Origin of the sequence: Pantoea sp. EKM20T (assembly GCF_011800485.1) — a bacterium.
GTDB classification, from domain to species: Bacteria; Pseudomonadota; Gammaproteobacteria; order Enterobacterales; family Enterobacteriaceae; genus Pantoea; species Pantoea agglomerans.
Window position 1 is genome coordinate 1 of the sequence record NZ_JAALFW010000018.1, and the last position, 24,938, is coordinate 24,938.

Sequence of the window (24,938 nt, forward strand, 5' to 3'; positions counted from 1 at the left end):
GTGAGCGGCGCGAGGACGGCCCGGCAGCAGCAGAGGTGCGCTGGCCCGCACTGCGGCTCGCTCGCCCGGAAAAAAAGCTGCCCCGTTTGACCGTGACAGCCTTTACAAATCTAATCTTAACTGACCAGTATTACGCCATGGGCGGCCTTTTCCTTCCTATACGCTGGCCCGGCATGGCCGACGCCGTAAAAATAATAATCCGGTTAATAATTCAGGCCTGTCTCTGGCCTGTCGTGCTGGCCTCATATTTTAACAATATCGCAACTATGGAACCAATCTGACACTGCGCTGACTAATTTGCTGACTATACCGTTACGTTACCGTTTTCAGAACGTTAACCGGGCGAGTCTTACTTTTATTCAGCCAGAACGGCGTAGCCTTTGCGCAGAGGATGTCAGACATGCGGTTTTTAATTATTTGTCGGGATAATATTGGCGACACCTTACTGACCACGCCGCTGATCAGTGCGCTGGCGCAGTCGGGGCAGCATCAGGTCGACGTGCTGACTAACAATTACGCTGCGCCAGTGTTGCAGCATAATCCCGATATCCGGCAGCTCTTCTATTACACCAAACTGCATCACCGTGAGGCAGGGCAGGGACGACTGGCCTGTCTCTTACAGCGACTGAAGCTGATGCTGACGCTGAAAAAACAGCGTTACGATGTGGTGATTCTGGCAAAAAGCCGCTGGGATCAGCATGGCCTGAAGTGGGTTAAAACAGTGCGTCCCGCCAGAGTGATTGCCCTGGGCCATCCCCATCCGCTGATTACCGATCTGCTGCCGCCACCCAGCCAGTCGCCGTGTCATATTAGTGAAACCCTGTTTAGCCTGGGGCGGCCTTTCAATCTCAGCGCCACAGCGCCAGGCAAACTGACGCTGCTGCCGGATGCGGCAATCGCGGCCAGCCTGCGTGACAGCTGTGCGATTGATCCCGCTGTTCCGGTCTATGCATTGCAAATCAGCGCCCGCAAGCCGAGCCAGCAGTGGGAAGCCGCGCGGTTTGCCGGGCTGGCTGAAAAAATCGCGGCGCGTCATCCCTGCCAGATAATGCTGCTCTGGTCACCCGGCAGCCGTGATAATCCGCGTCATCCGGGAGATGATGAAAAAGCGCGTGAAATTATGGCGCTCTGCCCGCATCTGCCGATCAAAGCGGTGGCAACCACCAGCCTGCCGCAGTTGATTGCAGCAATGTCGTTGTGTCAGGGGCTGGTGAGCAGTGATGGCGGGGCAATGCACATTGGTGCGGCGCTGGGATTGCCGGTCGTCGCGCTGTTTGGCGACAGCGATCCGGCGTGCTGGCATCCGTGGCAGGTTAACTATCAGGTGCTGCAACCGGCGTCACGTGAGGTCAATGCGCTGAGCAGCAGCGAGGTCTACGACGCCTTCGCCCATACCATTACTCAGTAATCCTCTTCAGGCCAGCGTCCCAGTCTGGCCGCTTCACACAGCATGGCGACCGTCAGTGGACGATAAGGCTGTGCTGTGCCCGCAGTAAACCAGTTTGCCACTGCAAAGCGCCGTCGGCGCGGCTCCGGAAAATAGCGGGCGTCATCATAGTGGCCTGAACAGACGCCGAAAGTGATAAAAAAATCACTCATCAGAATGGCAAAGTCCACTTCACTCAGCGGTAACTGCTGCAGATGAAATCCCGCCCGATCCACTTTCCGGAACCAGCCCAGTGCGGTTGGCTGATTGTGGTGCTCAATCAGCGCAATGATGGATTGAGAAAGGTCGTTCATTACCCCACCAGTTTCGCCACGGCCTGCCCGACCTCATCGGCCTTGATCGTTGCCATCGGATGCTGTGAGGCGGTTTTATCCGGACGGTGGATAATGATGTGGCGATCGCTGTCCTGGCAGGGACCGGTATAACGCGGATTGGCGGTGGAGAACAGGCTGACCGTCGGCGTTTGCGCGGCCACGGCGATGTGCAGTGGACCGGTGTCCCCGGTAACCAGCACATCCAGCGTGCGAATCAGGCTAATCAGGCCGCTGAGATTCGTTTTACCCGCCATCGGGGTCACACGCTGACGGTAGTGCAGGGGCAGGCTTTCAATAAATTCCTGCTCAAGAGGCTGCTCAGCGGCGGTGCCGGTAACGATAATTTCCGTGTCAGGCCAGCGTTCAAGCAAGGCTGTCGCCAGCTGGCTGAAGGAGGCCAGCGGCCAGCGGCGAATATCTTTTGATGCCCCTAACTGAAAACCGATACGGCGATGGTCAGTCTTTGCAGTCGGACTGTTGTTCAGTGACGGAAGGTGCATCCGGGTCTGCTCTGTCTCTGCGCCAAGGACTTCAATCAGTTTCAGCTTACGCTTGATGGTATGGTCATCAAAATAGCCTGAATAGTGATCGAGATATTTATTTAGCAGAGGCGACTCGCGGCCGTAATGATCGCGCACAATTACCTTACTGCCGGTCAGTACCGAGCTCATAATATCGTAGGGGAAATGGGCGTGTAATATTACTGACAGGTCAGGTTTCTGACGGCGCAGTTTGAAAAAAAGCGGCAGGAAATTCGCCAGTTTGTTATCCCAGATATAGATCTTATCAAACCAGTTATAACGGCTGACGAGATCCTTATTTTTCTTGCTGGAAACCAGAATAAACTTGCTGGCGGGAAAGCGATTTTTCAGGCTCCAGATAGCCGGCGTATTCATCAGAAAGTCGCCCAGTGCCGTGGTGGAGTAAATCACCACTGTTTGTGGGGCCAGGTCGTGCAAGGCCTGTGGTTTTGTTCTGCTGGAAAATCGAGAATAGAGCGTTAAAAGTCGGTCTATCAGATAAATCTTTTTTTTCTTCACGTCTGAATTCTCTTAAACGTATCAATAATATTTAACAAAAGGTGTTGTGAGTTATTAGAGAATATTTCTGCGACTAAAGTTCATTATTAAGGTTTATTTTTTCGCTGCCGTAGAAATTTCGTTTAAATTGTTTCCACAATTTTAATGTTGTTTATTCTGGGTATATATACAGAATTGTGTAAAAGAAGTAAGAGATTATTAAAAAGAGATGGGATGATTCTTATAAAAAGGAAAGTATGGAAAATACTCTGATTTCGGCCATAACTAATAGCAGGTTAATTATTAGCGGAATTATTCTATGACTTCTATCTATTAAAAAACATGCGATAAAACAAACCCCGGCACGTGTGCCAGGGCAGGGTATTACGACTGTGGCTGACCCACCGGGCCTGAACCCAGCGTACCGCCCGGTGACGACTGACCGCTTGGTGCATGAGGGCGGCCATCATCTTTAATTGCGTCGCTCTTCTGCGAGCAGCCCGCCAGAGAGGTTAAGGTCGCTGCAACCAGCAGCAGGGCAGGAATTGTTTTCATAAGGTCACCTTGATGTTGTCAGAAAGAGACGAAACCAGACTAAGCATAGATACTTACCGCATTCTGGCCTGAAAAGGCTTATCTTTCAGATGTTTCTCAGCCGGCGGAGAGAGTCCAGGCAAAAAAAACGGAAGCCAGTGGCTCCCGTTCTGTTGACGTTCAGCGCGATTACTTGCGGCCCAGCAGGAAGCCGATAAATACGCCAACGCCTGCAGCAACGGCCAGACCTGCAACAGGATTGGATTGAACCTGATCCTTGATACAGTCAGCAGCATCGCGGGCAGCATAGCTTGCCTGGTTGGTGTAACGGCGTGCTGCGCCTTTAGCCTGATGCTCAGATGAACCGGTTGCTGCACCCCATTGTTCCTGAACTGCGCCAGCGGCTTCTTTTACTTTATCTTCGATTTTTCCTGACATTTATTGCTCCTTGGTTTTGAGTGAGACCCTCAAAGCGTAGCAAAGATAGTGAATTCTGCTCCTCCAGCGGAGGAAAATGGGCTAAAAAATCATTTCTGGCTGTTAATGGCGCTGCGTTTGCGGGTAAGGGATTTACTGTCTAGCCTTTGGAAAGAGAGGCGCACTCAGGCGCTGCCACAGCCATAGCCAAAGCTACAGCCGGAGGATAAGCAATGAAACGTGATGCACTGAATGATGACGACTATGACGAAGTTTGCCGGGTCATTGGCGATGCGGTCATTGTGCTGTCGGAGCGCGGCCATGACACCCGCCGTGGCGAAATCTACGACCTGCTTAAACGTATACGTCAGCAGCGGGCCCACAGTGAACGGGATGAGCAGCGGATGCTGGATCATGCTATCCGGCTGATTAAGCCTGAGGTATAGCATAGTGCGGAAACGCTGCGCTACTGCAGCAGCACGCCCTGAATCAGACTGGCCTCAACAATCGTAACCTCATTAATTTTCAGCGCCTGCATATAACCTTCAACCAGTAAGAGATTGCTGACATCAGTGGCCCGGTAGTCGCCCGGGAGTTCACTGTCGCCTTTCCAGACCTGCTGCTGCGACAGCTGACTTAATGTCGTCAGGCTGTAACGATGGGGTTTGCCCGGTAACTGATTGCGGATTGAAAAACCATGGACGCCGCCGATGCCAATGACCCGACGGCTCGCCAGATCCTGTTTAATCTGCGGACTGACCTCATTAGCGGCATAAAATTGCACAAAGCGCAGCACCGACTGCCGCCAGGAGCCAATCGGATTAGGGGATTTGGCCTCCGGGCTGTTCTTCAGCACCGTCAGAATAAAGTTTTTCAGCGTCACCGAGGCCAGTTTGCCCTGATAGATATCTGCAACCGGCTGACCCGCCTGCTGTCGCCAGGCAGTCATCTGCATCGATCCCCCACCAATATCCCAGACCAGCAGCTGCTCATCACGGATCGCCGGATCGTTAAGCGCGGCTTTAGCGGAGAGGAAACCGAGTTTCGCTTCCTGCTGCTGCGAGATGATGCTGATTTGCGCACCGGTCTGGCGCTGCAACTGATCGATGACCGCCTGACCGTTGCTGGCGTTGCGGAACACCGCCGTGGCAACGCCGCTGATGCGCTGTGGATGAAAGCGCCGTGCCTGCGTTAAAAGCTGCTGCAGGGCAGCGGCACCTTCATGAGTCATCGCCGGGCCGAGCTGATTATCTGTTGAATGCGCTAAGGCCTCGTTCCAGGCCACGGCGCGCTGATCCTGATACAGCATCTTTTCGATGCGCAGCTGGCAGACATTGACACGGGCTACCGCAATTTTGGTGGTGCCGGAACCGATATCCAGACCGGCGCGAATTTGCTGGCAACGATCGGCCTGGACAGCAGCGGCAAAAAACAGTGAGCAGAACAGCGTGACAGCAGACAGCGCAGCAGAACGCATAGCGACTCCGGGTGCAATGAGGATCAGAGTGAACGGGCGGCGACGCAGGCCGGATAGACGCTCACCAGGAAGTGACGCAGATGATCAAAACACCATTCGGCGTCATCCGCCTGCGGGCAATAGAACTGAATAGTGATCTTTTCATAATCGCGCTGACGCTGGCGCAGCGGCGACCAGCTCCAGTCGAGTACCGAGCGGGCATAATTGACCAGCGTCTCCGCGGGCATCTGATGTTGCTGCTCCTGCCCGGTCAGGTAGCGATAAAAGTTCGCTTCCAGCTGCAGCGCTTCCTCAAAGCCGTGTTGCGGCAGGTCGGGACGAAAAGCCACATCGATAAAGCCACAGACCGCATCTGCCTGCTGCTGCCAGTCGCAGGCCAGGGTCATAAACAGCCCCTCCTGCAGATTGATCTCCTCGACCAGGCGCCGCAGATTCACTGAATGGTTCAGCACCGCGATCTCCTCAAGGCGACCGGTTTCCAGCGTCAGATCAAAGCCACAGGGATTCACGGAGCCATCCGCATTGCGGGTGGCGGGGAAGGGGAAGTCGATATAACCGTTGTTATCCAGACGCTTTTCCATCGGGGAGACCTGCTGCTTGACGTTTCCTGACAATAAACCATCTGGCAGCAGGATTCATCCCTTATGGACAGGTCCAGGTGATTTGGATGTCCTGGTAAGGGTTGATCAGGCGGAACTGCTTATCTGACAGGCGCTGCGCGTAATAGCCCTCAGGCGTGACGGCGGAGGGAACATATTTAAAGCGATCCAGCGACTGCAGCGGGCCACTCTTAACGCTGACCTTATCCCGGGTCACGGTGAAGCTATTAACCAGATCAAAAATCACGCCCTGGGTATGCCCCATCGACTGACCATAAATTGTCGAGACCTCACCCGGACATTCCACCCCTTTCGGGCCAGATGAACATCCAGTCACCATCGCGATGAGGATAAAAATGCTGAGACGCATCATGATTTTCTACCTGCTTCAATCCCTGGGAGTTTCGTGGCGCAGAGTCTATCCTGCTGCGTCACTGATTACTTAATCATAGCAGTTTACGCTGCGCTTCCTGTTTGTGATTTGTTTAATCGTTAAGCAACAGGAATGTAAAAGGGTGACTTTGCTTATCAATAAACGTTATTCTTGGCTCCTTTGCGCACCACTTAGGCAAATTCAGGGATAAATGATGAACGAAGAAGAAGCAAGTCTAATGATTATTCGCCATGCGATTGACCAGTTAGAAGCCGATAAGAAGCAACAGGTGATCGCATGTTCAGCGGATATACGTGCAGCAATGCAGGCTTATGATAGCGAGAATGCCGGGCTGGCACTGATGTTAGTGGCCGCCGAGGTAGCAGCCGAATAATCATATCCGGTCAGTGTGGCAGCCTGTTACGCTGGCCGGATTACTTTATTTTTTCTCAACTTTCAGATTTCTTCGCACGCCGATTCTATCTTTCAATGGTCTTGCTGCGGGTTGCCCCGCGTCCCTTCTCCGTCCTGTGATGTGTTAAGCTAAAAAATCTCAATAAAATCAGCGGAGAAACAGCATGAAGGCAGCATTAATTGCCCTGGGCCTGCTGGCCTGTCACATCGCACCCGCCTGGAGCGAGACGGAATTTCAGCTTAACTGTCCCGGCCGGACAACCATGACCGTTTCGCGTGCCGAATATGGGTTAACCACGTTAATGTGGCCGCCGGGGCATTTCCAGATTGCTGCCGGTCAGCAGCGTACCCGTTTAGAGGCGGGTGATAAGGTGGCGATTACCCGCTTTCGCAATGGCGATCAGCTGATTGTGAACCAGCGCAGCCAGGCGACCTTTTTTGTCTACCGCGACAGCGATAAACTGCTGCCCTGCAGCCGCAGCGAAAAACGCGATGTTGATGCGTTGAGCCTGGAGCGCTACGACGATCGTCAGCACTCCGACACTTAACCCACGGAGCCACTATGCAACCCGAGATTACCGACAAGGTCACGACGCAGGATCTGGATGAAGTCAGGCTGGGTCTGACTGCGTTCAACAGCAAATATATTAATATTGATGAGATCAGATCGATCGGCGTGTTTATTCGTGATGACCAGGGCAGAAAGCTGGCCGGACTGACCGGATCAACCGCCGGAAACTGGCTGCGGATCGATATGCTGTGGGTGAGTGAGGCGCTACGCGGGCAGGGGGCGGGCAGTAAGCTGATGCAGGCGGCAGAGCAGGAGGCGCGGGATCGCGGCTGCCGCTTTGCCCAGGTGGATACCGCCAGTTTTCAGGCGCGACCGTTTTATGAAAAGCTCGGCTATACGCTGCGCTTTAGCCTGGATAACTATCCGCGGCATCATCAGCGCCACTATCTGACGAAAGCCCTGTAATCAGAATAATGGTTGCTGACGCAAATCCAGCGGATGCTGTTCTGCTTCATCAATCGCGGCCAGCCAGCTCTGCAGCGTAACTTTTTTCCAGGAGAGATGCCCGCGCGTGGTACTCATCAGCACCACGTCGGGACGCAGGGAGCGGTAAAATTCCAGCGTCTGGCTCAGCTCAGCCGGATTACTGTCCGGCACCAGCACCGTGATCCAGCGGTCATGCGAACGCGTCACGGTATCGCCAACAAACAGATAGGTCAGCCCCAGCGGCGAGGTGTAGAGATAGCTGCAACTGCCCGGTGTGTGTCCTGGCGTTGGCAGCAGATGGAAATCCCCGAAGTGCGTCTCCTGCTGCGAAAAGGTGTCATCAGGCTCAGCAAAACGGCTGATGGGGCCCAGCGATCGGCTATGGCAGTAAAGTGCGCTGCTGAAGCGCTGCTGGATCAGTGCCGCACCGGGCGCGGATTCATGCCAGTGGGTGAGGTAGTGGCGGATCACGCCGCCGGTATCGGCCATGACTTCATGATCGAGCGGATTTTCTACGCGGCCAATCAACAGATTGCCGCGCGGGTGACGCAGCATAAAGCCATGCATCATCAGGTCATTAACGGCATCTTCCACCGGAAATTCCGGGGTTGAGATCCACAAATCGTCATACAACGGCTTCAATGTCGATCTCCTGAAACAAACGCTATTCCCGCAGGACGGGATGCCCGGTCGCCTGCAAACGGGCGTGGCCCTGGCTGACCGCTAATCGTGCGCTGGCACCCAAAGGCAGTGTTACGGTGTCAGCGGCATGACCAAAATCTAATCCACAAATCAGCGGCAGGCCGGTGGTGTCACGCAGTCGCTGCCAGACGGTGCTGAAGTCAAACCCGTTGTCATATTCCGTCAGGGCTGTACTGGTGAAGCTGCCGGTAACGATCGCCCGCTGTCGCGCCAGAATACCGCTCTGCTGCAGCTGAATCAGCATGCGTTCAATGCGGAACGGATGCTCATTCACATCCTCAATCACCAGAATGCCGTTCTCAAACTGCGGCATCCACGGCGTGCCAATCAGTGAGCAGATCATCGCCAGATTCCCGCCCCACAGCGTACCCTGCCATTCGCCCTCGTCAGGCGTTTCGCTTTGCCATGTCTCCTCTACTGTAGGTGAAGTCAGTGCCTGCCAGAAGTGGTGAAGGGTAAATTCAGATAAGGTCGCGGCGCCGAAGTTACCGGCCAGCATCGGTGCGCTGAAGGTAATCAGGCCGACCTGCGCCAGCAGTGCCAGCTGAATCGCGGTGAAGTCGCTGTGGCCGCACAGCGCGAGCGGCTGATTCAGCAGACGGCGTTGCAGGCCGATGTAGTCGATGGACTCCAGTAACCGGCTGGCACCATAACCGCCACGCACCGCCAGCACCACATCGGGCAGCGTGCTGAGACTGGCAAGCTGGTTGATATCCGCCAGGCGCTCCGCGTCCGTACCGGCGAAGCGCTGAAAACGGCGGGTGATCACCTGCTCGTTCTCTACCTGATGGCCGGCCGCACGCAGTCGTGCAATGCCCTGCAGCGCCGCAGGCTGATTGTGACAGTAACCGGAGGGGGAGATAAGACGAACTGAACGTGAAATCATCATACTTTCCTGCTGTTAGCGCCTGACTGACGGCGATGATGGCGAAAAGCGCCGCTGAAGTCACGGTACGCGCCGCATTTTCATGCATTTAGGATAAACGGTAATTTTGCTCTCAGGCTGCCTGGGTATGATAGCATTCGCCACAACAGCTACGAGATGAAAAATTGCTGAAAATCCGACACCTTATACTCTCAGCGTTACTCCTGACCGGCTGTGCCAGCGAGCCACCGCACCATGCCGTTAAGCAGCGCAACACGCCATTAACTCAGGCACCGCCGTCCAGCGTCAATGGCACCTGGGCGATGTTTACCGAAGATGCCGCCAGTCATTATGACGTTGATGAGAAGTTGATCAGCGCCATTATCAGTGTCGAGTCGGGTGGAAATCCGGGCGTGGTGAGCCGTTCAAATGCGGTGGGGCTGATGCAGATTAAAGCTTCGACCGCCGGGCGCGAAGTCTATCGCACGCTGGGCCGTCGTGGTCAGCCGTCGAATGCCGAGTTGCGCGATCCGGCCAAAAATATTGATATCGGCACCGCCTATATCCGCATTCTGCAGAACTCCGCGCTGTCGGGCATCCGCGATCCGCTGACCCTGCGCTATGCCACCATCGTCTCTTATGCCAACGGCGCAGGAGCGTTATTGCGGACTTTCTCCAGCGATCGCGATCGGGCCATTGCGATGATCAATGCGATGTCACCGGATGAGTTCTATCAGCATGTGCAGAACAAGCATCCGGCGGCGCAGGCCCCGCGCTATCTGTGGAAAGTCACCACGGCTTACCGCACTATCTGACCGGTTGTGATGAATCCTGCGGCGTGAGTAGTAGCCGCGCCGTGGGATAGTCGATGATCAGCACCTTGATGTAGCCGCCCAGCAGCGCACCGCGAATCGCCTGCGCTTTCTCTCTTCCGCCTGCCAGCCCGACCACCTGTGGACACTGTTTCACCTGCGCCAGCTCCATACCAATCACCGGATCTTCTTCTGCTTTCAGCACCGGCTGTCCGCAGGCGTCGAAATAGTGCAGACAGATATCGCCTACCGCACCGCGCGCCGCCAGCGTTTGCAGCATCCTGCCATCGTAGTAGTTGCCCGAATTACGTAACAGCGCCGACGGCTCCAGATCGCCAATGCCGACAATCGCCAGGTCGACCTGCTCAAATTTACTCAGCACCTCGGCGACCTCTGCGTTGGCAGAGAGCCGCTGGCGATCGCTGACCGAATGCTCAATCGACTGCGATGGCAGCAGCCAGGCGGGGCAGTTCAGCAGCGCCGCCAGATTTTGCGTCAGAATCGTGGCCTGCACATTGCCGTTAGCCCCGACGCCACCCAGCAGCTGGATCACCCCTTTGCAGGCGCTGTTGAGCGGATGCAGCGCATCAACCATCGCCCGGATCGTGCCGCTCCATGACGAAATACCAATCAGCTCATCGTTTCGCAATCGGGTCTCCAGATAGTGAGCGGCCGCCGATCCAATCGCCTGCTTAATCTGCAGCGACGACGCCTGGTCCGGCACATCCACCACAATCGCCTGCGGCAGGTTATAGGTCTGCTCAATGGCCTTTTCCAGCTCAGGGTAGACGTTGGCTGGTGGCACCACGCTGATCTTGACCACACCTTCTTTCACGCTGCGATTAAGAATGCGTGAGACAAACGACTGCGATAAGGTCAGTGACTGCGCAATCTCTGACTGCTTCAACCCTTCGACATAGTAAAGGGTGGCAATTTTCACCATCAGTCGCTGTTCATCCTGTTTTGCCATCGGTTTTTCCCTCTCTGATTCTGCCCGGTATTGTTAACCAGGATGATCAAAATCACAACGCAGGCTAATTTGTGATCGTTTTCGCTTTTTGACGATCGCGCATTGGACGGCACGTCAGCGCGGGCGCATAGTCATTATGCATATAAAATCGCGTGTGAATATATATTCAAGCGGAGAAAAATAATGACTCGTCCTCTGATCAAACTGACCCTGCTCGCATCGATGCTTGCCTTTTCAGCGACCGCGCTGGCGGCAGAGCAAGGCCTGCTGGCGATTATCACCCCATCCCATGACAACCCGTTCTTTAAAGCCGAGGCGGAAGGGGCCTTAGCGAAAGCCAAAGAGCTGGGTTACGCCACGCTGGTGGCGTCGCACGATGATGACGTAAACAAGCAAAACCAGCTGATTGAGACCGCGATTGCGCGCAAAGCCAAAGCGATCATTCTTGATAACGCTGGTGCCGACGCCACCGTCGGGCCGGTGCAGAAAGCCAAAGATGCCGGGATCCCGACCTTCCTGATTGACCGGGAGATCAACAAAACCGGCATCGCGGTGGCGCAGATCGTCTCTAACAACTATCAGGGGGCGCAGCTGGGCGCGGAGAAATTTGCGAAATTGCTGGGCGGCAAAGGGGACTATGTAGAGCTGCTGGGCAAAGAGTCTGATACCAACGCGGGCGTGCGGTCGCAGGGCTATCACGATGTGCTGGATGACTACAGCGACATGAAAATGGTGGCTCAGCAGAGCGCCAACTGGAGCCAGACCGAAGCCTTCAGCCGCATGGAAACCCTGCTGCAGAAACACCCCAACATCGTGGGCGTCATCTCCGGTAACGACACCATGGCGCTGGGTGCCGAAGCCGCGCTGAAAGCCGCCGGGAAAACATCGGTGATCGTGGTGGGCTTTGATGGCAGCGACTACACCCGGGATTCGATCCTCAACAAAGGCAATATTAAAGCGACGGTGCTGCAGCCGGGCTGGGATCAGGCGCAGATGGCGGTCACGCAGGCGGATTACTACCTGAAGAACGGCAAAGCGCAGAAACAGGAGAAGCAGCTGATGGACTGCGTGCTGATTGACGACAGCAACGCCGCTAAGCTGAAAAACTTCAACCTGGCGAAATAACCATGAAACGGATGCTGGCGGTATTGACCGGTATGGCGCTGCTCAGCGCCTGCACCGTGGTGGATCTGGACGCGGACGGTAAGCCGATTCTGCCGAAGGATCCGCACGCGAAACCCAGCTATACCACCCAGACACCGCAGCAGATTGCGGAAGAGACCTGGCAGCCGCGCGTGATGACCACCGCGAACAGCCATGCGCTGAGCTGGGCCGACATGGAGGCGAAAAGTCAGACGGTCAAACCCGGCGGGCGCGAAAGCGTCTTCGTGCGAGCCGGGGGGACAGCCAGCGCCTTTGATGAGAGTAACCCGCGTGAACGCACGCTGACGCTGATGATTAACGGCAAGCCGGTGGCGGTCAGTGTCGGGCCGGTGCTGCGCAGTAACGCTATCCGGGATGCCGCCGGTTTCCGTTTCGAAGAGTTTACCAATCAGGTGCAGTACGCCCAGCTGACGCGGGCGCTGAACCGTCACGCGGTGAAGCAACTGCCACCGCTGGATGCCAGCTGGGTCAACCAGCCGGTGCAGGCGCTGCTGGCCGTAACCATCGGGCAGAACAGCGTTGAAGATGTGGTAGCGGTTGAGCTGAAGCGGGGGACGCCCTGATGGACGATGAGATCATTCTGCGGGCCGAACAGATATCGATGCTGTTTCCCGGCACGCTGGCGCTGGATCGCGTCGATTATCGGGTCTGGCGCGGCAAAGTTAACGTCATCATCGGTGAGAATGGGGCGGGAAAATCGACCCTGATGAAAATTCTGGCCGGGGTACAGCAGCCCACGGCCGGTTCGCTGTTCCTGAATGGCGAGCCGCTGACGCTGAGCAGCACCCGCGACGCCGCCCGGCACGGCATCGGCATGGTGCACCAGGAGCTGAATCTGTTTGAGAACCTGACGGTGGCTGAAAACCTGTTTCTGGGCCGGGAGATCCAGCGCGGTCTGGCCCCGATCAACGAGGCGGAGCAGGCACGCCGCACCGCCGCGCTGATGGCGCGCCTGGATCAGCCGATTTCACCCCATGAGCGGGTCGGTAATCTCAAAGTGGGTCAGCAGCAGCTGGTCGAGATTGCCAAAGCGCTGGCGGAAGATGCGGACATCCTGATCCTCGACGAGCCGACCTCGGCGCTAAGCAAAACCGAAGTGGAGATCCTGTTCCGGGTGATCCGCGACCTGACGCAGCAGGGCGTTACCGTGATTTACATCTCCCACCGGCTGGAAGAGCTGATGGCGATTGGCGACGTGATCACCATTCTGCGCGACGGGCGCTTTCAGGCCGAAGCGCCGGTCAGCAGCATCGATGTGCCGTGGATCGTGCGTGAGATGCTGGGCAGTGAACCGGTCACCACCTTCCTGCCGGAAGCGCGTGAGTTTGGCGCGCCGGTGCTGGAGGCGCAGCACATTACCTGCGTCAGCCCCAATGGTAATACCCTGGTGGATGACGTCAGTTTTCAGGTGCGGGCCGGGGAAATTGTCGGGATTTACGGGCTGATGGGCGCAGGCCGCACCGAGCTGTTTGAGTGTCTGCTTGGCAGTCAGCGTCACTATCTGGGCAAGCTGTGGCTCGACAGCAAACCGCTGCCGACCCGTCTGGCCACCGCTGACCGTATTCGCATGGGCATGAGTCTGGTGCCGGAAGATCGCAAACGTGCCGGGATTTTCCCGGTCTCATCGGTTGCCAGTAATCTCACCATCGCCAGCCTGTGGCGGCGTCTGTCACATCGCTTTGCCATTGCCCACCAGGCGGAGCAGCAGGCGGTGAGCCAGACGGTGGGCAACCTGGCGATCAAAATCTCCTCGCCGGACGTGGCCATTAGCGCGCTGAGTGGTGGCAACCAGCAGAAAGTGGTGATTGGCCGCGCGCTGCTGACCAATCCGCGTCTGCTGCTGCTGGATGAGCCGAGTCGCGGCATTGATGTCGGTGCAAAAGCAGAGGTGTTTCGCATGATGGTGGCGCTATCGCAGCAGGGCATTGCAGTACTGTTCTCCACCTCGGACCTGAAAGAGATTATGGCGGTAGCCGATCGCATCCTGGTGATGTCGGGCGGCAAACTTACGGCTGATCTTCCCCGCGACCAGGCGGAAGAGGCAGCGCTGGTGAAAGCAAGTGCGCAGGGGTTCTGAGCATGAAAAGCAATGACAGCGTCGCGCTGACCACACTTCCGGCTAAGGCGTTCAGTTCACGTGAAAGCATTCTGCTGCTGCTTCTGAAGCTGCGCACTTTTATTGCGCTGATTCTGATCGTCGGCTTCTTCGCCATCACCGTGCCGGACTTTCTCGCCACCGGCAGCCTGGTGATCATGGTGAAACATATCGCCATCAACGCCTTTCTGGCGCTGGGCATTACCTTTGTCATTATCACCGCGGGAATTGACCTGTCGATTGGGGCAACGCTGGGACTGTGCGGCATGATCGCCGGCTGGCTGATTACCAAAGGCATTGTGCTGCCGATGTTTGGCATCGCCATCTTCCCCAGCGTCTGGGTGATAGTGCCGGTGGTGCTGCTGATCGGCGCGCTGATTGGCGCGGGCAACGGCTGGATCATTACCCGCTACAACGTGGCCCCCTTTATCTGCACCCTCGGCACCATGTACATCCTGCGCGGCGCGGCGATGCTTACCTCCGGTGGCGAGACCTTTCCCGGTCTGCAGGGGAATCCGCTACTGGGCAATACCGGTTTCGATCGGATTGGTGCCGGAACCTTTCTCGGGCTGCCCTACGCCATCTGGATGATGGTGGTGCTGGCGCTGGTGATCGCCTACATCGCCCGTCGCCTGCCGTTTGGCCGTCAGGTCTATGCCATCGGAGACAATGAACGTGCCGCTGAACTGTCGGGTGTGAAAACCCGGCAGGTAAAAATTCTGGTCTACACCCTGTCAGGATTCTGCGCGGCGATTGCTGGCATCGTGGTCTCATCGCAACTGGTCGCCAGCCATCCGGCTAACGGCACCGCGTTTGAGATGAATGCCATTGCCGCCGTGGTGCTGGGTGGCACGTCGCTGGCGGGCGGACGCGGCACCATCCTCGGCACGCTGATTGGTGCGTTCGTCATCGGCTTTCTGGCGGATGGCCTGATCATGATGGGTGTCAGTGAATTCTGGCAGATGGTGATCAAAGGCATCGTGATTATCATCGCGGTGATCATCGACCAGACCCAGAGCCGGATGCAGCAGAAGGCGGCCGTGGTGGCTCAGAAAGCGTTAATCGAGGAGGGGACACCGGCAAAACCCTGACGGGGAAGTGCGTGAAACCTGACAGGAGGTGCCGCTGAGTGATTCATGGCAGCGGACGGCCTGCCCGGTTTAACGGGCAGAATAGCGAACAAAGGGCGGTTCACTTTATTAGCCCCTTTTTTTCAGGCACAAAATTTTTTAACCGACGTGAATATATATTCATAACCGATTTAAAATTCAGAGGTAGTGTATGAATCCTTTCAATCTTCCGGTCGATGACCTTGAGCGCCGGGCGCGGGCAATCCGCCGCCGCATCATCCAGCTTAACGCGGGCAGCCCGGCAGGCGGTCATACCGGCGCTGACCTGTCACAGGTAGAGATCCTCACCGCGCTCTACTTCCGCATTCTGAACTGCGCACCGGATCGTACAGACGACGATCAGCGTGACATCTATATCCAGTCCAAAGGGCATGCGGTGGGGGGCTATTACTGCGTGCTGGCGGAAGCGGGCTACTTCCCGACCGACTGGCTGGCAACCTACCAGCATGCCGACTCGCATCTGCCCGGCCATCCGGTACGGCAGAAAACGCCGGGTGTTGAGCTGAACACCGGCGCGCTGGGTCACGGCCTGCCGGTGGCGGTGGGCATCGCTATCGCGGCGAAAAAAGATAACAGCCCGCGCCGCATCTTTGTGGTGACCGGCGATGGTGAGCTAGCTGAAGGCAGCAACTGGGAGGCGGCGCTGGTGGCGGCGCATTACGGCCTCGACAACCTGATCATCATCAATGACAAAAACAAGCTGCAACTGGCGGGCGCGACCCGCGACATCATGAACACCGATCCGCTGCCGGAAAAATGGCGCGCCTTCGGGCTGGAGGTCACCGAATGCAACGGCAATGATATGGCGGCGGTGGTCGACACCATTGAAAACCTGCCGAAGAACGGCAAACCGCAGGTGATTGTGGCGCATACCGAGAAGGGATTTGGCGTCTCATTTATCCAGAGCAAGGCGGAATGGCATCACCGGGTGCCGAAAGGCGAAGAGATCGCACTGGCACTGGAGGAACTGAAAGATGAGTAATGCACAACATTTAGCAAGCGTCATGGTCACGGCCTTTATCGACGCGGTGAATCGCGGTGTGGATCTGGTGCCGGTGGTAGCCGACTCCACGTCGACGGCCAAAATCGCCCCCTTTATCAAGGCGTTTCCCGACCGGCTGATTAACGTCGGCATCGCTGAACAGACTCTGGTGGGCACGGCGGCCGGTCTGGCGCTGGGCGGCAAGGTCGCAGTGACCTGTAATGCTGCGCCGTTTCTGGTGTCACGCGCCAATGAGCAGGTAAAAGTCGACGTCTGCTACAACAACACCAACGTCAAACTGTTCGGGCTGAATGCCGGGACCAGCTATGGCCCGTTAGCCAGTACCCATCACAGCATTGATGACATTGCGGTGATGCGCGGTTTCGGCAACATCGAGATCTATGCGCCGTCCTGTCCGCTGGAGTGCCGTCAGATCATCGATTACGCCCTTGAGCATGTCGGGCCGGTCTATATCCGTCTGGATGGCAAAGATCTGCCGCAGCTGCACGCGGAAAGCTATCAGTTCAGGCCGGGCGCGATCGACCTGTTGCGTGAAGGCAGCGACATCGCACTGGTGGCGATGGGCTCAACGGTTCACGAGGTGGTTCACGCTGCTGAGCAACTGGCTGAGCAGGGCATTTCAGCCGGTGTGATCGCGGTTCCATCGATTCGACCTTGTGATACCCAACAGCTGCGCAACCTGTTAAATCACTACCCAGCGGTGATTACCGTAGAGGAGCATAACGTTAATGGCGGTGTCGGCAGCCTGGTGGCCGAAGTGCTGGCGGAAGGCGGCTGCGGCATCCCGCTGTTGCGGCTCGGCATTGCAGATGGGGAATATGCAATTGCCGGCGATCGCGCCTCTACCCGTGCCCATCATGGCATTGATGCCAGTAGCGTGGTGAACAGTGCAGCGCGCATCTGCGCAGGAGCATAAACATGGTGGGACCCCTGATTCTGGCGATCGACGAAGGCACCACCAATGCTAAAGCGATTGCGGTTGATCGCGATGGCCGCGTGGTGGCACGCGGCAGCCAGAGCTTAACCCTGCAACACCCGCAACCAGGACTAGCTGAGCAGGACCCTGTGGCGATCTGGCAGGCGGTAAAAGAGGCCATTACCCATTGCCTGGCAGCCTGTGGTGGCGCGCCTGTCGCGGCAGTGGCGATCAGTAATCAGCGCGAGTCGGTGCTGATCTGGCAGCGGCGTGACGGCAAGCCGCTGACGCCGCTGGTGAGCTGGCAGGATCGACGATCCGAGTCACTCTGTCGCGACCTGCGTCAGGCGGGCAAAGCACCTCGTATCACCGGTTTGACCGGCCTGGCCGTTGACCCGATGTTTCCGGCCGCCAAGCTGACCGGGATGCTGGCCGCCATTCCCGACGGCGCGGCGCGGGCGGCGGCGGGTGAGCTCTGTATCGGCACGGTCGACAGCTGGCTCAGCTGGCAGCTCAGCGCGGGCGGGGTATTTATTACCGATCATGCTAACGCCTCCCGTACTCAACTCTACAGCCTGCATCTTAATGACTGGGACGACGAGCTGCTGACGCTGTTTCAGCTTCCGCGCGCCGCGCTGCCGCGCATCACCGCCTCAGCCAGTGAACAGGGCGTGGTCGCGGTGAGTGATATTCCCGGCTTAGCGCCAGGCACGCCGATTCTGGCGCGCATCGGCGACTCTCATGCCGCCTTACAGGCGCAGCGGCGCGGCGAGTCTGAAGTGGTGAAAGCCACCTACGGCACCGGATCTTCCCTGATGATGTCCATGGCAACGCCGCTGCTGACGGAAAATGGCCTCAGTACCACCGTGGCCTGGCACGACGGCACGCTGCGTTATGCCTTTGAAGGCAACATTACCCACACCGGTTCCGGTGCCGCCTGGCTGGGCAGAATGCTCGGCGTGCAGGAGCCGCGCGAGCTCACCGCGATGGCGCAGCGCTGCGACGATAATCAGGGCATCTATTTTGTCCCGGCGCTCTCTGGCCTGGGCGCGCCCTGGTGGGATCTGCAGGCGCGCGGCATGGTGTGCGGACTGACGGATGCCGCCACACCCGCCGTGCTGGCGCGGGTGGCGCTGGAGTCGATCGTCTGGCAAATCGCCGACGTCTTTTTTGCCATGGAGCAGGCCAGCGGCCAGCAGCTTCCGGCGCTCTGTGTGGATGGCAGCGCCACCGAAAATAGCTGGCTGATGCAGTTACAGGCGGATGTGTTACAGCGGCCGTTGCAGCGGGTGCCTACCGCCGAGGTCTCCGCGCTGGGCGCGGCACTGCTGGCAGGCAAAGTGCTGGGATGGTGGCAGCAGGGCAGTGATATGCAGGCGCTGCAGGGCGGCAGCGTCATCATGCCGCGTGAAGAGCACGCGCAGTGTATGCAGGAAAACTATAAAGGCTGGATTGACGCCGTTGCACGCTGTCGTTATCAGCCACATTAATCCTTATCCGGAGCAGAGCCATGTCAACACTTCCTCAACAGTTAACCTTCGGCGTCATTATTGGCAACCGGGGTTTTTTTCCCAGCTATCTGGTGGGCGAGGCGCGCCAGCAGGCGGTCGCGCTGTTTGAAAAGATGAACATTAATACGGTGATGCTGGATGAGACCCAGACCAATCTGGGCGGCGTCGAGACGCGTCAGGAGGCGAAAACCTGTGCCGCGCTGTTTCGTCAGCACCGCGAAGCGATTCACGGCATTGTGGTGTTGCTGCCAAACTTTGGTGATGAAAAAGCCATCGCGGAAGCGCTGCGTCTCGCCGGGCTGAACGTGCCGGTGCTGGTGCAGGCCGAAGAGGACAATCTGGATAAAATGGGACTGGCGACCCGCCGCGATAGCTTCTGCGGCAAAATTTCGCTCTGCAACAACCTGCGGCAATATGGCATCCCGTTTACGCTGACCCGCCAGCACGTCTGCGCACTGAGAGGCGACGTGTTTATGCAGGATCTGCAGCGGTTCAGCCAGCTCTGTCGGGTGGTGAATGCCATGCGCCGGGTACGCGTCGGGGCAATTGGTGCCCGGCCCGCCGGATTCAACACCGTGCGCTACAGCGAAAAGCTGCTGGAGAAGATGGGCATCGCGGTGGAGACCCTGGATTTATCGGAGATCTTTACCCGCACCAACCGGCTGCGCGATGACGATATCCGCGTGGCAGAGAAGCGTGAAATACTGGAGGCCAACGCCGATGCGCGGGGGATTCCGGGTGACAAACTGGTGACCATGGCCAAACTGTTTGTGGTGATCAGCGAGTGGATCAGCGACAACGATATCGATACCACCGCCATTCAGTGCTGGACGTCGTTGCAGGAGAACCTGGGCATTAACGTCTGCTCAATCATGAGCGTGATGTCGGGCCAGCTGATGCCCAGCGCCTGCGAAGTGGATGTGATGGGGGCGCTGTCGATGTATGCGCTCGCCAGCTGTTCGCTCAACCCCGCCTCGCTGGCAGACTGGAACAACAACTTTGGCGACGAGCGGGACAAATGTGTGCTGTTTCACTGCGGTAATTTCGCCAGCGCCAGCCTGGAGTCAGCGACCATGGGCACGGCGGATATCATCGGCACCACCGTGGGCAAAGAGAACACCTGTGGCGCAGTGCATGGCCGCATGAAGCAGGGCGATCTGACCTATTTCCGCCTCTCTACCGACGACTTCAGCGGCGAAATCAAAGCCTATGTGGGAGAGGGAATGTCGGTCACCGATCCGCTGGACACGGTAGGTTGCCGTGCGGTGATCCAGGTGCCGCAGCTGGAGACACTGCTGGCGTGGATCTGCCGTAACGGCTTTGAGCATCATGTGGCGATGAACCACTCTGCCACGGCTGGTGTGTTGCAGGAAGCGTTCAGTGAGTATCTCGGCGTGAGCTGCTACCGGCATCAGTAAGCGGTAAGGCGGAACGGCTGAATGCAAGGGGTGAAGCAGCCGATGCGGTCACGATTCCGCCCGCACCGGCCTGTATGCCCGCCACGCCTGAAAAGGAAGGCGGGCTCTGACTTAGCGCGCCATTCTGCGCACCTCGTCATCGTCATTCTGCACCGCAACCAGATCCACCGGTGGCAGATTGCCGCCGCTGAACTCCACCTGACGAATCGGGAAGGCGAAGCGGATATTTCGCTCTTCCAGTGCTGCCATCAGCTGCAGGTTAATCTCCTGCTGAATATCCATGTACTTGTTGTAATCCGCATCCAGCACAAAATAGACCACTTCGAAGGTCAGTTTTGAATCCTCAAAGGCCAGGAAGTGGGCACGGTCAAAACGGGTGGTCTCAACGCCCTGGATAATCTCTTTCACCAGCGGGCTGATCTCCCGGACCTGCTCTGACGGCGTGGCGTAGCTGATACCAAACTTAAAGACGATGCGGCGCTGCTGCATGCGCTTGTAGTTATGGATCGTCTGCTGCAACAGAATGGTATTTGAGCAGACAATCTGCTCGCCACTCAGGCTGCGCAGTCGGGTGGTTTTCAGGCCGATATGCTCGATGGAACCGGCAATGTCACCAAAGACAATAAAATCGCCATGCTCAAACGGCTTATCAAAGCCTATCGCCAGTGAAGCAAACACATCGCTCAGTACCGTCTGAATCGCCAGCGCAATCGCGATGCCCCCGACCCCGAGACTGGCGACCAGTGCGGTAATGTTGATGCCCATGTTCGACAGAATGGCCAGGAACATCATAATCCAGACCACTACCCGCAGCAGAATACCGAGGATCACCGTAGTGACCGGGTTGCGCACGTGCAGCGGGTCACGCAGCAGGCTTTTCAGCCATAGCCGGATGCCACAGTCGAGCCACAGAGCGAGCTGTACAATCAGCGCCAGGAACCAGCCGTGCGCGATGGTTACACTCCACGACGCGGGCAGATCGACAAACTTCAGGGCAATCAGTAGCGAAAAGATCAGCAGCAGGGTCTGGCTGGTACTGCGCAATATCTCCACCAGAATCGCAGTGGCGCGAACATGACGATGTTCGCTGTAAAGGGCAATCCGGTTGGAGATAAAGCGAATCAGAGTACGTAATATCCAGTAAATCACCAGCGTGGATACCACCACGATGGCGCTGTTTAGCCAGAGTTCCTGATTAAAAAAGAGGGAGTGAAAACGACGTGAAGAGAGCCAGTTTTCCATTGGGGAGGGTCTCCTTGCTGGGTTCCGGTTTAAAAGAAAACAAGCAAGAAGCATAGCCTGGATGCGGCCCACCTGTGCGGCGCATCCGTAAAGTGGTTACTGGAATCGGGTCGATTTATCGCGAGCCAGGCGCTCAAGGGCAAAAATAATCTGCTGAAGCTGCCGCTCCTGCGCCGGGTTCAGCATGGCAAAACGAAAGCTCAGTCGCGGTGTGATGCGGGTTTCATTTTTGCCGGTCACCACGCTGCGCTCGCCAATGCTCAGCAGCTTTACCGGTACGTCAAAATGTCCATACTCGCCCAGCTCGACCCGGAACGGGTTGAAACTGTCACCGTCCTGCAACCCGTCCGGCAGCGCTTCATCGACCAGCACGCCGATACCGCCCAGCGACAGATCCTGCAGACGCAGGCGCGTTTTCCTGCCATCGGGCCACACGGTATGACACCAGAACTGCGGCTCCAGCGGGGCGCAGACACGGAAAAACTCACGTCGCTGGATCTGCCACAGCAGGCCTGGCAGCGGCGCGCTGAAAGCGGGTAACCCTTCAAACTCCACGATTTCCAGCGCGGCGAGGCTGAATTCCACCTTAGCGCCGTAGGTTTCCGCAGTGATACTGAGATCGTCGCTGGTCAGGGCATAATCGTTATCCAGATTATTACTGCCGAGGTCAAACAGCAGGTGATCTTCATCGGCAGCCAGCATCCGGCTGATAAACTGCCCACGCGGAAAGCGCACCAGTAATGGCGTCTGCAATCGCAGCAGATCTTTCATAACGCCAAGAACCGCCAGCGTGCCACGTTTTAGATATTGTTCCTGGTCGGCTTCTTTCACGTCCTGCTCCACAAGGGGGTTACTTTATTGATGCGGTTTTTTGCCTCGTCTCGGTTATCGGCGCGGCTAAAAAAAGCTTTAGCATGCTATTCATCAATAATAACTGTGAGCAGGCAGGCATTTTTTGAAAAGCTGGTTATACTTATCGCGGTAAACCGCTTGATTAATCAGGCGTTCACGATTTAATCAAAAAAGGAAGGAGCAACAGATGGGTATTATTTCCTGGGTCGTCTTTGGCTTAATCGCAGGTATTCTGGCGAAGTGGATTATGCCGGGTAAAGACGGTGGCGGTTTCATTCTGACTATCGTTCTGGGTATTATCGGTGCAGTAGTGGGTGGCTGGATCAGTACGCTGTTTGGCTTCGGCCGCGTCGATGGGTTTAACTTCGGAAGTTTTGTGGTCGCTGTTATCGGTGCCATCGTGGTGCTGTTTATCTACCGCAAAGTACGCAGTTGACCGTAAAGGTTTAAAAGAAAAAGGGGACGAAGCGATTCGTCCCCTTTTTTTATCTCTTATTTTGCTATCAGAAGTCGTAACCGACTGTCGCCATCACGCTGCGTTCCGCGCCCCAGTAGCAGAAGCCCGTACCGTAACAGCCTGCCACATAGGTGCGGTCGGTCAGATTATTGGCGTTGACCTGCGCCCAGGCACCTTTCAGGCTGCTGTTCCAGACGCCGAGATCGGCCCGCACTGACGCATCAAACAACGTCACAGACGGCACACGGGTGGTGTTTTCATTGTCCGCCCACTGTTTGCCGATGTAACGCACGCCCGCACCCGCACTCAGACCGTAATCAAACTGATAGTGACCCCAGAGTGCAGCCATGCTGTTGGGTGTGACATATGGCGTATGTCCGTCGTTGCCATCCACCGACTCTTTAAAGCGCAGATGATTCAGCGTATAGCTCGCCACGGTGCTCAGACGCGGGGTTAACTGATTACGCGCTTCCAGCTCAATGCCCTGTGAATGCACTTTGCCCGAAGGGGTAAAGAACGGCGTCGGTGCTTCCCGGTTCGCCACATCTTTCTGCGTCAGGTCATAGACCGCAACGCTATAGAGATCGCGGGTGCCGACCGGCTGATATTTCACCCCGGCTTCATACTGCTCCGCGGTGGTGGGCTTCAGCAGGTTATTGTTGGAATCGGTGAGCGCGGTCGGGGTAATTGCCTGGCTCCAGCTCACATAAGGCGAGATGCCGTTGTCGAAGGCATAGAGCAGCGCAGCGCGTCCGCTGATGTGATCATCCTGACGACGCTCATTGCCGCTGTTATTGGCGACGATGCGGTCATAACGACCGGAGAGATCCAGATGCCAGCGATCCAGCTTCATCTCATCCTGCAGATAGAGGCCGGTCTGATAGTAGCGACGGGTTTTATCGGCCCAGGTGTAATCCGGCATGTCGCCTACCTGCTCGCCGGTCAGGGCATTGAGCTGACTGGCTGAACCGCCCGCCGCGTTGATCTCATTTTTGTAACGATGATACTCGGCACCCAGGGTGACGCGGTGCTCCAGTTCACCGGTGTCGAACTCCGCCTGTAAGCGGTTATCGGTGGACCAGGCCGAGAGCGACGAGCGCTCGCCAGAGTAGTAGCGGTTCAGCAGATCGGGATTCACGCTGTCCCAGCCAATCTGATAGACCTGATCGAGATCGACATTCGAGTGGCTGTAGCTGCCGGTCGAGGAGAATGACCAGACGTCGTTAAAGCGATGGGCGAAATCGAAGCTGTAGATCTGCTCGCGACGCTTGAACTGATCGAGATCGCTGTTGCCCTCATAAAAGCCGTTGCTCAGCTTGTAGCCGTTGTGTTCGGTGAGGCTGCCGTCACCCGGTACCGAACCGTGATAGCCGCCCGACGGATCCTTCTGCAGATAGGCTTTCAGGATCAGATGCGTATCTTCATCCGGCTGCCACATCAGCTGCGGCATCAGCGCATATTTCTCTTCGCGGGTGTGATCGTACTGGGTATCGCTGTTGCGGGTCACGCCGGTCAGGCGAAACGCCCACTGATCGTTGATGGCATTGGTGTAGTCAAACATCGTGCCGGTGGTGGCGTTGCTGCCCGCCTGCAACTGGATGTGACCCTCTTCGCTGAACTGAGGACGCTTGGTGACCATGTTCACCAGTCCGCCCGGCACGGTCTGACCATAGAGCGCAGAAGAGGGGCCTTTGATCACGTCGATGCGTTCAAGGAAGGCGTTATCCACCTGCAGGCCGTTGAAACTGCCGCCGTCGCTCATCAGCCGCATGCCGTCGAGGAAGGTGTTATCGACATCGCCGCCATGGAAGCCACGCAGGGCAATGGTGTCGTAACGGGTCGCGGCACCGCCGAAGTTGGTGAAGACGCCGGAACTATAGCCCAGCGCCTGGTTCAGGGTCAGCGCGCCCTGATCCTGCATCTGCTGGCGGGTAACCACGGAAATCGATTGCGGCGTGGTGATGAGCGGACGATCGCTTTTGGTCGCGCCCTGGCTGGTCGTCGCCAGATAGCCCTGGGTCGGCGAGGTCGAATCTTCCTGCGGTTGCGCGGTTACCACCATATCGGCAGCATAACTCAGAGCAGGCGCGGTCAGCGCCAGGGTGCATAGGGGAACATAACCTTTCAGCGACAATGACAGTTTCATCAAAATTCCTTTCTTGGCAAAGGTTCAGGCAGGTGAATAAAAGCTTTGATAGGCAATCTCATTA

Annotated in this window: 29 protein-coding genes; 16 read left to right on the forward strand and 13 right to left on the reverse strand. The window is 57.0% G+C overall.

Annotation, left to right across the window (positions count from 1 at the left end; all coding sequences use genetic code 11):
- Together HFD94_RS22940 and HFD94_RS21075 are read left to right on the forward strand one after the other, a co-directional pair.
- Window positions 1-281: hypothetical protein (locus HFD94_RS22940; protein ID WP_207712425.1), on the forward strand; the 281-nt coding region annotated here is incomplete at its 5' end.
- A 119-nt stretch (window positions 282-400) separates the two neighbouring features.
- Window positions 401-1,408 carry a glycosyltransferase family 9 protein gene (locus HFD94_RS21075; RefSeq protein ID WP_158131796.1) on the forward strand — a complete coding sequence of 336 codons (1,008 nt, stop codon included), beginning with the start codon at window positions 401-403 and terminating at the stop codon, window positions 1,406-1,408.
- Here HFD94_RS21075 and HFD94_RS21080 read toward each other — a convergent pair.
- From HFD94_RS21080 to HFD94_RS21095, 4 genes are all read right to left on the reverse strand, one after another.
- The gene (locus HFD94_RS21080; protein WP_050680005.1) at window positions 1,402-1,740 is read right to left on the reverse strand and encodes a DUF1493 family protein; all 339 of its coding nucleotides are present in this window, start codon (window positions 1,738-1,740) and stop codon (window positions 1,402-1,404) included. The genes HFD94_RS21075 and HFD94_RS21080 overlap by 7 nt on opposite strands.
- Entirely contained in the window at window positions 1,740-2,801 is a 1,062-nt protein-coding gene (locus HFD94_RS21085) for a glycosyltransferase family 9 protein (RefSeq protein ID WP_050680006.1), read from the reverse strand. Before HFD94_RS21085 ends, HFD94_RS21080 begins: the two co-directional genes overlap by 1 nt.
- 363 nt (window positions 2,802-3,164) lie before the next feature.
- A complete protein-coding gene (locus HFD94_RS21090) occupies window positions 3,165-3,335 on the reverse strand; it encodes a hypothetical protein (protein WP_010246238.1) in 171 nt (56 codons plus the stop codon).
- A gap of 168 nt (window positions 3,336-3,503) precedes the next feature.
- Window positions 3,504-3,752 (reverse strand): YqjD family protein, encoded by a 249-nt coding sequence (locus HFD94_RS21095; RefSeq protein ID WP_010246235.1) that lies wholly within the window; start codon window positions 3,750-3,752, stop codon window positions 3,504-3,506.
- 212 nt (window positions 3,753-3,964) lie between these two features.
- On the opposite strand from HFD94_RS21095, the gene HFD94_RS21100 reads away from it, so the two are divergent.
- Window positions 3,965-4,177 carry a DUF2767 family protein gene (locus HFD94_RS21100; protein WP_010246232.1) on the forward strand — a complete coding sequence of 71 codons (213 nt, stop codon included), beginning with the start codon at window positions 3,965-3,967 and terminating at the stop codon, window positions 4,175-4,177.
- Window positions 4,178-4,197: 20 nt separating this feature from the next.
- Here the strand turns inward: HFD94_RS21100 and HFD94_RS21105 are convergent, their stop codons facing one another.
- The 3 genes from HFD94_RS21105 to HFD94_RS21115 all read right to left on the reverse strand — a co-directional run bounded on the left by HFD94_RS21105 (window position 4,198) and on the right by HFD94_RS21115 (window position 6,180).
- Window positions 4,198-5,208: a Ppx/GppA phosphatase family protein gene (locus HFD94_RS21105; RefSeq protein WP_167433526.1), complete on the reverse strand. Its 1,011-nt coding sequence runs from the start codon at window positions 5,206-5,208 to the stop codon at window positions 4,198-4,200.
- A 23-nt stretch (window positions 5,209-5,231) separates the two neighbouring features.
- The gene (locus HFD94_RS21110) at window positions 5,232-5,789 is read right to left on the reverse strand and encodes a hypothetical protein (protein ID WP_022625839.1); all 558 of its coding nucleotides are present in this window, start codon (window positions 5,787-5,789) and stop codon (window positions 5,232-5,234) included.
- Between the two features lie 61 nt (window positions 5,790-5,850).
- Window positions 5,851-6,180, reverse strand: coding sequence for a hypothetical protein (locus HFD94_RS21115; protein WP_167433527.1), 330 nt, complete (start codon window positions 6,178-6,180; stop codon window positions 5,851-5,853).
- A 214-nt stretch (window positions 6,181-6,394) separates the two neighbouring features.
- On the opposite strand from HFD94_RS21115, the gene HFD94_RS21120 reads away from it, so the two are divergent.
- The 3 genes from HFD94_RS21120 to HFD94_RS21130 all read left to right on the forward strand — a co-directional run bounded on the left by HFD94_RS21120 (window position 6,395) and on the right by HFD94_RS21130 (window position 7,570).
- On the forward strand, window positions 6,395-6,574 hold the full coding sequence (locus tag HFD94_RS21120) for a hypothetical protein (RefSeq protein ID WP_010246220.1): 180 nt from the start codon (window positions 6,395-6,397) through the stop codon (window positions 6,572-6,574).
- A gap of 184 nt (window positions 6,575-6,758) precedes the next feature.
- Complete coding sequence (locus HFD94_RS21125; protein WP_010246217.1) at window positions 6,759-7,142, forward strand: hypothetical protein; 384 nt, start codon at window positions 6,759-6,761, stop codon at window positions 7,140-7,142.
- Window positions 7,143-7,156: 14 nt separating this feature from the next.
- A complete protein-coding gene (locus HFD94_RS21130) occupies window positions 7,157-7,570 on the forward strand; it encodes an N-acetyltransferase (protein WP_010669877.1) in 414 nt (137 codons plus the stop codon).
- On the opposite strand, the gene HFD94_RS21135 is transcribed toward HFD94_RS21130, so the two are convergent.
- Window positions 7,571-8,233 carry an MBL fold metallo-hydrolase gene (locus HFD94_RS21135; RefSeq protein WP_010246210.1) on the reverse strand — a complete coding sequence of 221 codons (663 nt, stop codon included), beginning with the start codon at window positions 8,231-8,233 and terminating at the stop codon, window positions 7,571-7,573.
- A 22-nt stretch (window positions 8,234-8,255) separates the two neighbouring features.
- Complete coding sequence (gene ldcA, locus HFD94_RS21140; RefSeq protein WP_010246207.1) at window positions 8,256-9,179, reverse strand: muramoyltetrapeptide carboxypeptidase; 924 nt, start codon at window positions 9,177-9,179, stop codon at window positions 8,256-8,258.
- A 164-nt stretch (window positions 9,180-9,343) separates the two neighbouring features.
- Here ldcA and emtA point away from each other — a divergent pair, with 164 nt between their 5' ends.
- Window positions 9,344-9,973 carry a membrane-bound lytic murein transglycosylase EmtA gene (gene emtA / locus HFD94_RS21145; protein WP_167433528.1) on the forward strand — a complete coding sequence of 210 codons (630 nt, stop codon included), beginning with the start codon at window positions 9,344-9,346 and terminating at the stop codon, window positions 9,971-9,973.
- Here the strand turns inward: emtA and HFD94_RS21150 are convergent.
- Window positions 9,966-10,940 (reverse strand): sugar-binding transcriptional regulator, encoded by a 975-nt coding sequence (locus tag HFD94_RS21150; protein ID WP_010246202.1) that lies wholly within the window; start codon window positions 10,938-10,940, stop codon window positions 9,966-9,968. The genes emtA and HFD94_RS21150 overlap by 8 nt on opposite strands.
- A 183-nt stretch (window positions 10,941-11,123) precedes the next feature.
- Here HFD94_RS21150 and HFD94_RS21155 point away from each other — a divergent pair, with 183 nt between their 5' ends.
- The 8 genes from HFD94_RS21155 to HFD94_RS21190 all read left to right on the forward strand — a co-directional run bounded on the left by HFD94_RS21155 (window position 11,124) and on the right by HFD94_RS21190 (window position 20,177).
- Window positions 11,124-12,065 (forward strand): D-ribose ABC transporter substrate-binding protein, encoded by a 942-nt coding sequence (locus HFD94_RS21155; protein ID WP_010246199.1) that lies wholly within the window; start codon window positions 11,124-11,126, stop codon window positions 12,063-12,065.
- 2 nt (window positions 12,066-12,067) lie between these two features.
- A complete protein-coding gene (locus HFD94_RS21160; protein WP_033771476.1) occupies window positions 12,068-12,667 on the forward strand; it encodes a DUF2291 family protein in 600 nt (199 codons plus the stop codon).
- A complete protein-coding gene (locus tag HFD94_RS21165) occupies window positions 12,667-14,181 on the forward strand; it encodes a sugar ABC transporter ATP-binding protein (protein WP_033786046.1) in 1,515 nt (504 codons plus the stop codon). The genes HFD94_RS21160 and HFD94_RS21165 overlap by 1 nt, the downstream gene beginning before the upstream one ends.
- Before the next feature lie 2 nt (window positions 14,182-14,183).
- On the forward strand, window positions 14,184-15,290 hold the full coding sequence (locus HFD94_RS21170) for an ABC transporter permease (RefSeq protein ID WP_010246189.1): 1,107 nt from the start codon (window positions 14,184-14,186) through the stop codon (window positions 15,288-15,290).
- A gap of 190 nt (window positions 15,291-15,480) precedes the next feature.
- A complete protein-coding gene (locus HFD94_RS21175) occupies window positions 15,481-16,311 on the forward strand; it encodes a transketolase (protein WP_010246187.1) in 831 nt (276 codons plus the stop codon).
- Window positions 16,304-17,248: a transketolase family protein gene (locus HFD94_RS21180; RefSeq protein WP_010246183.1), complete on the forward strand. Its 945-nt coding sequence runs from the start codon at window positions 16,304-16,306 to the stop codon at window positions 17,246-17,248. Before HFD94_RS21175 ends, HFD94_RS21180 begins: the two co-directional genes overlap by 8 nt.
- A gap of 2 nt (window positions 17,249-17,250) precedes the next feature.
- The gene (locus HFD94_RS21185) at window positions 17,251-18,738 is read left to right on the forward strand and encodes an FGGY family carbohydrate kinase (protein WP_167433529.1); all 1,488 of its coding nucleotides are present in this window, start codon (window positions 17,251-17,253) and stop codon (window positions 18,736-18,738) included.
- A 20-nt stretch (window positions 18,739-18,758) separates the two neighbouring features.
- Window positions 18,759-20,177 (forward strand): L-fucose/L-arabinose isomerase family protein, encoded by a 1,419-nt coding sequence (locus tag HFD94_RS21190; RefSeq protein ID WP_167433530.1) that lies wholly within the window; start codon window positions 18,759-18,761, stop codon window positions 20,175-20,177.
- Between the two features lie 111 nt (window positions 20,178-20,288).
- Here HFD94_RS21190 and HFD94_RS21195 read toward each other — a convergent pair whose 3' ends face one another.
- Complete coding sequence (locus tag HFD94_RS21195) at window positions 20,289-21,419, reverse strand: mechanosensitive ion channel family protein (protein WP_031592912.1); 1,131 nt, start codon at window positions 21,417-21,419, stop codon at window positions 20,289-20,291.
- 96 nt (window positions 21,420-21,515) lie between these two features.
- Window positions 21,516-22,250 carry a flagellar brake protein gene (locus HFD94_RS21200; protein WP_167433531.1) on the reverse strand — a complete coding sequence of 245 codons (735 nt, stop codon included), beginning with the start codon at window positions 22,248-22,250 and terminating at the stop codon, window positions 21,516-21,518.
- 208 nt (window positions 22,251-22,458) lie between these two features.
- Here HFD94_RS21200 and HFD94_RS21205 point away from each other — a divergent pair, with 208 nt between their 5' ends.
- The gene (locus tag HFD94_RS21205) at window positions 22,459-22,707 is read left to right on the forward strand and encodes a GlsB/YeaQ/YmgE family stress response membrane protein (protein WP_010246168.1); all 249 of its coding nucleotides are present in this window, start codon (window positions 22,459-22,461) and stop codon (window positions 22,705-22,707) included.
- Between the two features lie 67 nt (window positions 22,708-22,774).
- Here the strand turns inward: HFD94_RS21205 and HFD94_RS21210 are convergent, their stop codons facing one another.
- Window positions 22,775-24,874, reverse strand: a complete 2,100-nt coding sequence (locus tag HFD94_RS21210; protein WP_167433532.1) for a TonB-dependent siderophore receptor — start codon at window positions 24,872-24,874, stop codon at window positions 22,775-22,777.
- Window positions 24,875-24,938: the final 64 nt, after the last annotated feature.

Coding starts and splice junctions, on each gene's coding strand:
- HFD94_RS21185 (WP_167433529.1), top strand. CDS start 17,251: ATGGTGGGACCCCTGATTCTGGCGATCGACGAAGGCACCACCAATGCT.
- HFD94_RS21115 (WP_167433527.1), bottom strand. CDS start 6,180: ATGATGCGTCTCAGCATTTTTATCCTCATCGCGATGGTGACTGGATGT.
- HFD94_RS21110 (WP_022625839.1), bottom strand. CDS start 5,789: ATGGAAAAGCGTCTGGATAACAACGGTTATATCGACTTCCCCTTCCCC.
- HFD94_RS21090 (WP_010246238.1), bottom strand. CDS start 3,335: ATGAAAACAATTCCTGCCCTGCTGCTGGTTGCAGCGACCTTAACCTCT.
- HFD94_RS21095 (WP_010246235.1), bottom strand. CDS start 3,752: ATGTCAGGAAAAATCGAAGATAAAGTAAAAGAAGCCGCTGGCGCAGTT.
- HFD94_RS21210 (WP_167433532.1), bottom strand. CDS start 24,874: ATGAAACTGTCATTGTCGCTGAAAGGTTATGTTCCCCTATGCACCCTG.
- HFD94_RS21075 (WP_158131796.1), top strand. CDS start 401: ATGCGGTTTTTAATTATTTGTCGGGATAATATTGGCGACACCTTACTG.
- HFD94_RS21105 (WP_167433526.1), bottom strand. CDS start 5,208: ATGCGTTCTGCTGCGCTGTCTGCTGTCACGCTGTTCTGCTCACTGTTT.
- HFD94_RS21205 (WP_010246168.1), top strand. CDS start 22,459: ATGGGTATTATTTCCTGGGTCGTCTTTGGCTTAATCGCAGGTATTCTG.
- HFD94_RS21130 (WP_010669877.1), top strand. CDS start 7,157: ATGCAACCCGAGATTACCGACAAGGTCACGACGCAGGATCTGGATGAA.
- HFD94_RS21100 (WP_010246232.1), top strand. CDS start 3,965: ATGAAACGTGATGCACTGAATGATGACGACTATGACGAAGTTTGCCGG.
- HFD94_RS21160 (WP_033771476.1), top strand. CDS start 12,068: ATGAAACGGATGCTGGCGGTATTGACCGGTATGGCGCTGCTCAGCGCC.
- HFD94_RS21150 (WP_010246202.1), bottom strand. CDS start 10,940: ATGGCAAAACAGGATGAACAGCGACTGATGGTGAAAATTGCCACCCTT.
- HFD94_RS21180 (WP_010246183.1), top strand. CDS start 16,304: ATGAGTAATGCACAACATTTAGCAAGCGTCATGGTCACGGCCTTTATC.
- HFD94_RS21195 (WP_031592912.1), bottom strand. CDS start 21,419: ATGGAAAACTGGCTCTCTTCACGTCGTTTTCACTCCCTCTTTTTTAAT.
- HFD94_RS21120 (WP_010246220.1), top strand. CDS start 6,395: ATGAACGAAGAAGAAGCAAGTCTAATGATTATTCGCCATGCGATTGAC.
- HFD94_RS21175 (WP_010246187.1), top strand. CDS start 15,481: ATGAATCCTTTCAATCTTCCGGTCGATGACCTTGAGCGCCGGGCGCGG.
- HFD94_RS21155 (WP_010246199.1), top strand. CDS start 11,124: ATGACTCGTCCTCTGATCAAACTGACCCTGCTCGCATCGATGCTTGCC.
- HFD94_RS21170 (WP_010246189.1), top strand. CDS start 14,184: ATGAAAAGCAATGACAGCGTCGCGCTGACCACACTTCCGGCTAAGGCG.
- HFD94_RS21125 (WP_010246217.1), top strand. CDS start 6,759: ATGAAGGCAGCATTAATTGCCCTGGGCCTGCTGGCCTGTCACATCGCA.
- HFD94_RS21165 (WP_033786046.1), top strand. CDS start 12,667: ATGGACGATGAGATCATTCTGCGGGCCGAACAGATATCGATGCTGTTT.
- ldcA (WP_010246207.1), bottom strand. CDS start 9,179: ATGATTTCACGTTCAGTTCGTCTTATCTCCCCCTCCGGTTACTGTCAC.
- HFD94_RS21080 (WP_050680005.1), bottom strand. CDS start 1,740: ATGAACGACCTTTCTCAATCCATCATTGCGCTGATTGAGCACCACAAT.
- HFD94_RS21190 (WP_167433530.1), top strand. CDS start 18,759: ATGTCAACACTTCCTCAACAGTTAACCTTCGGCGTCATTATTGGCAAC.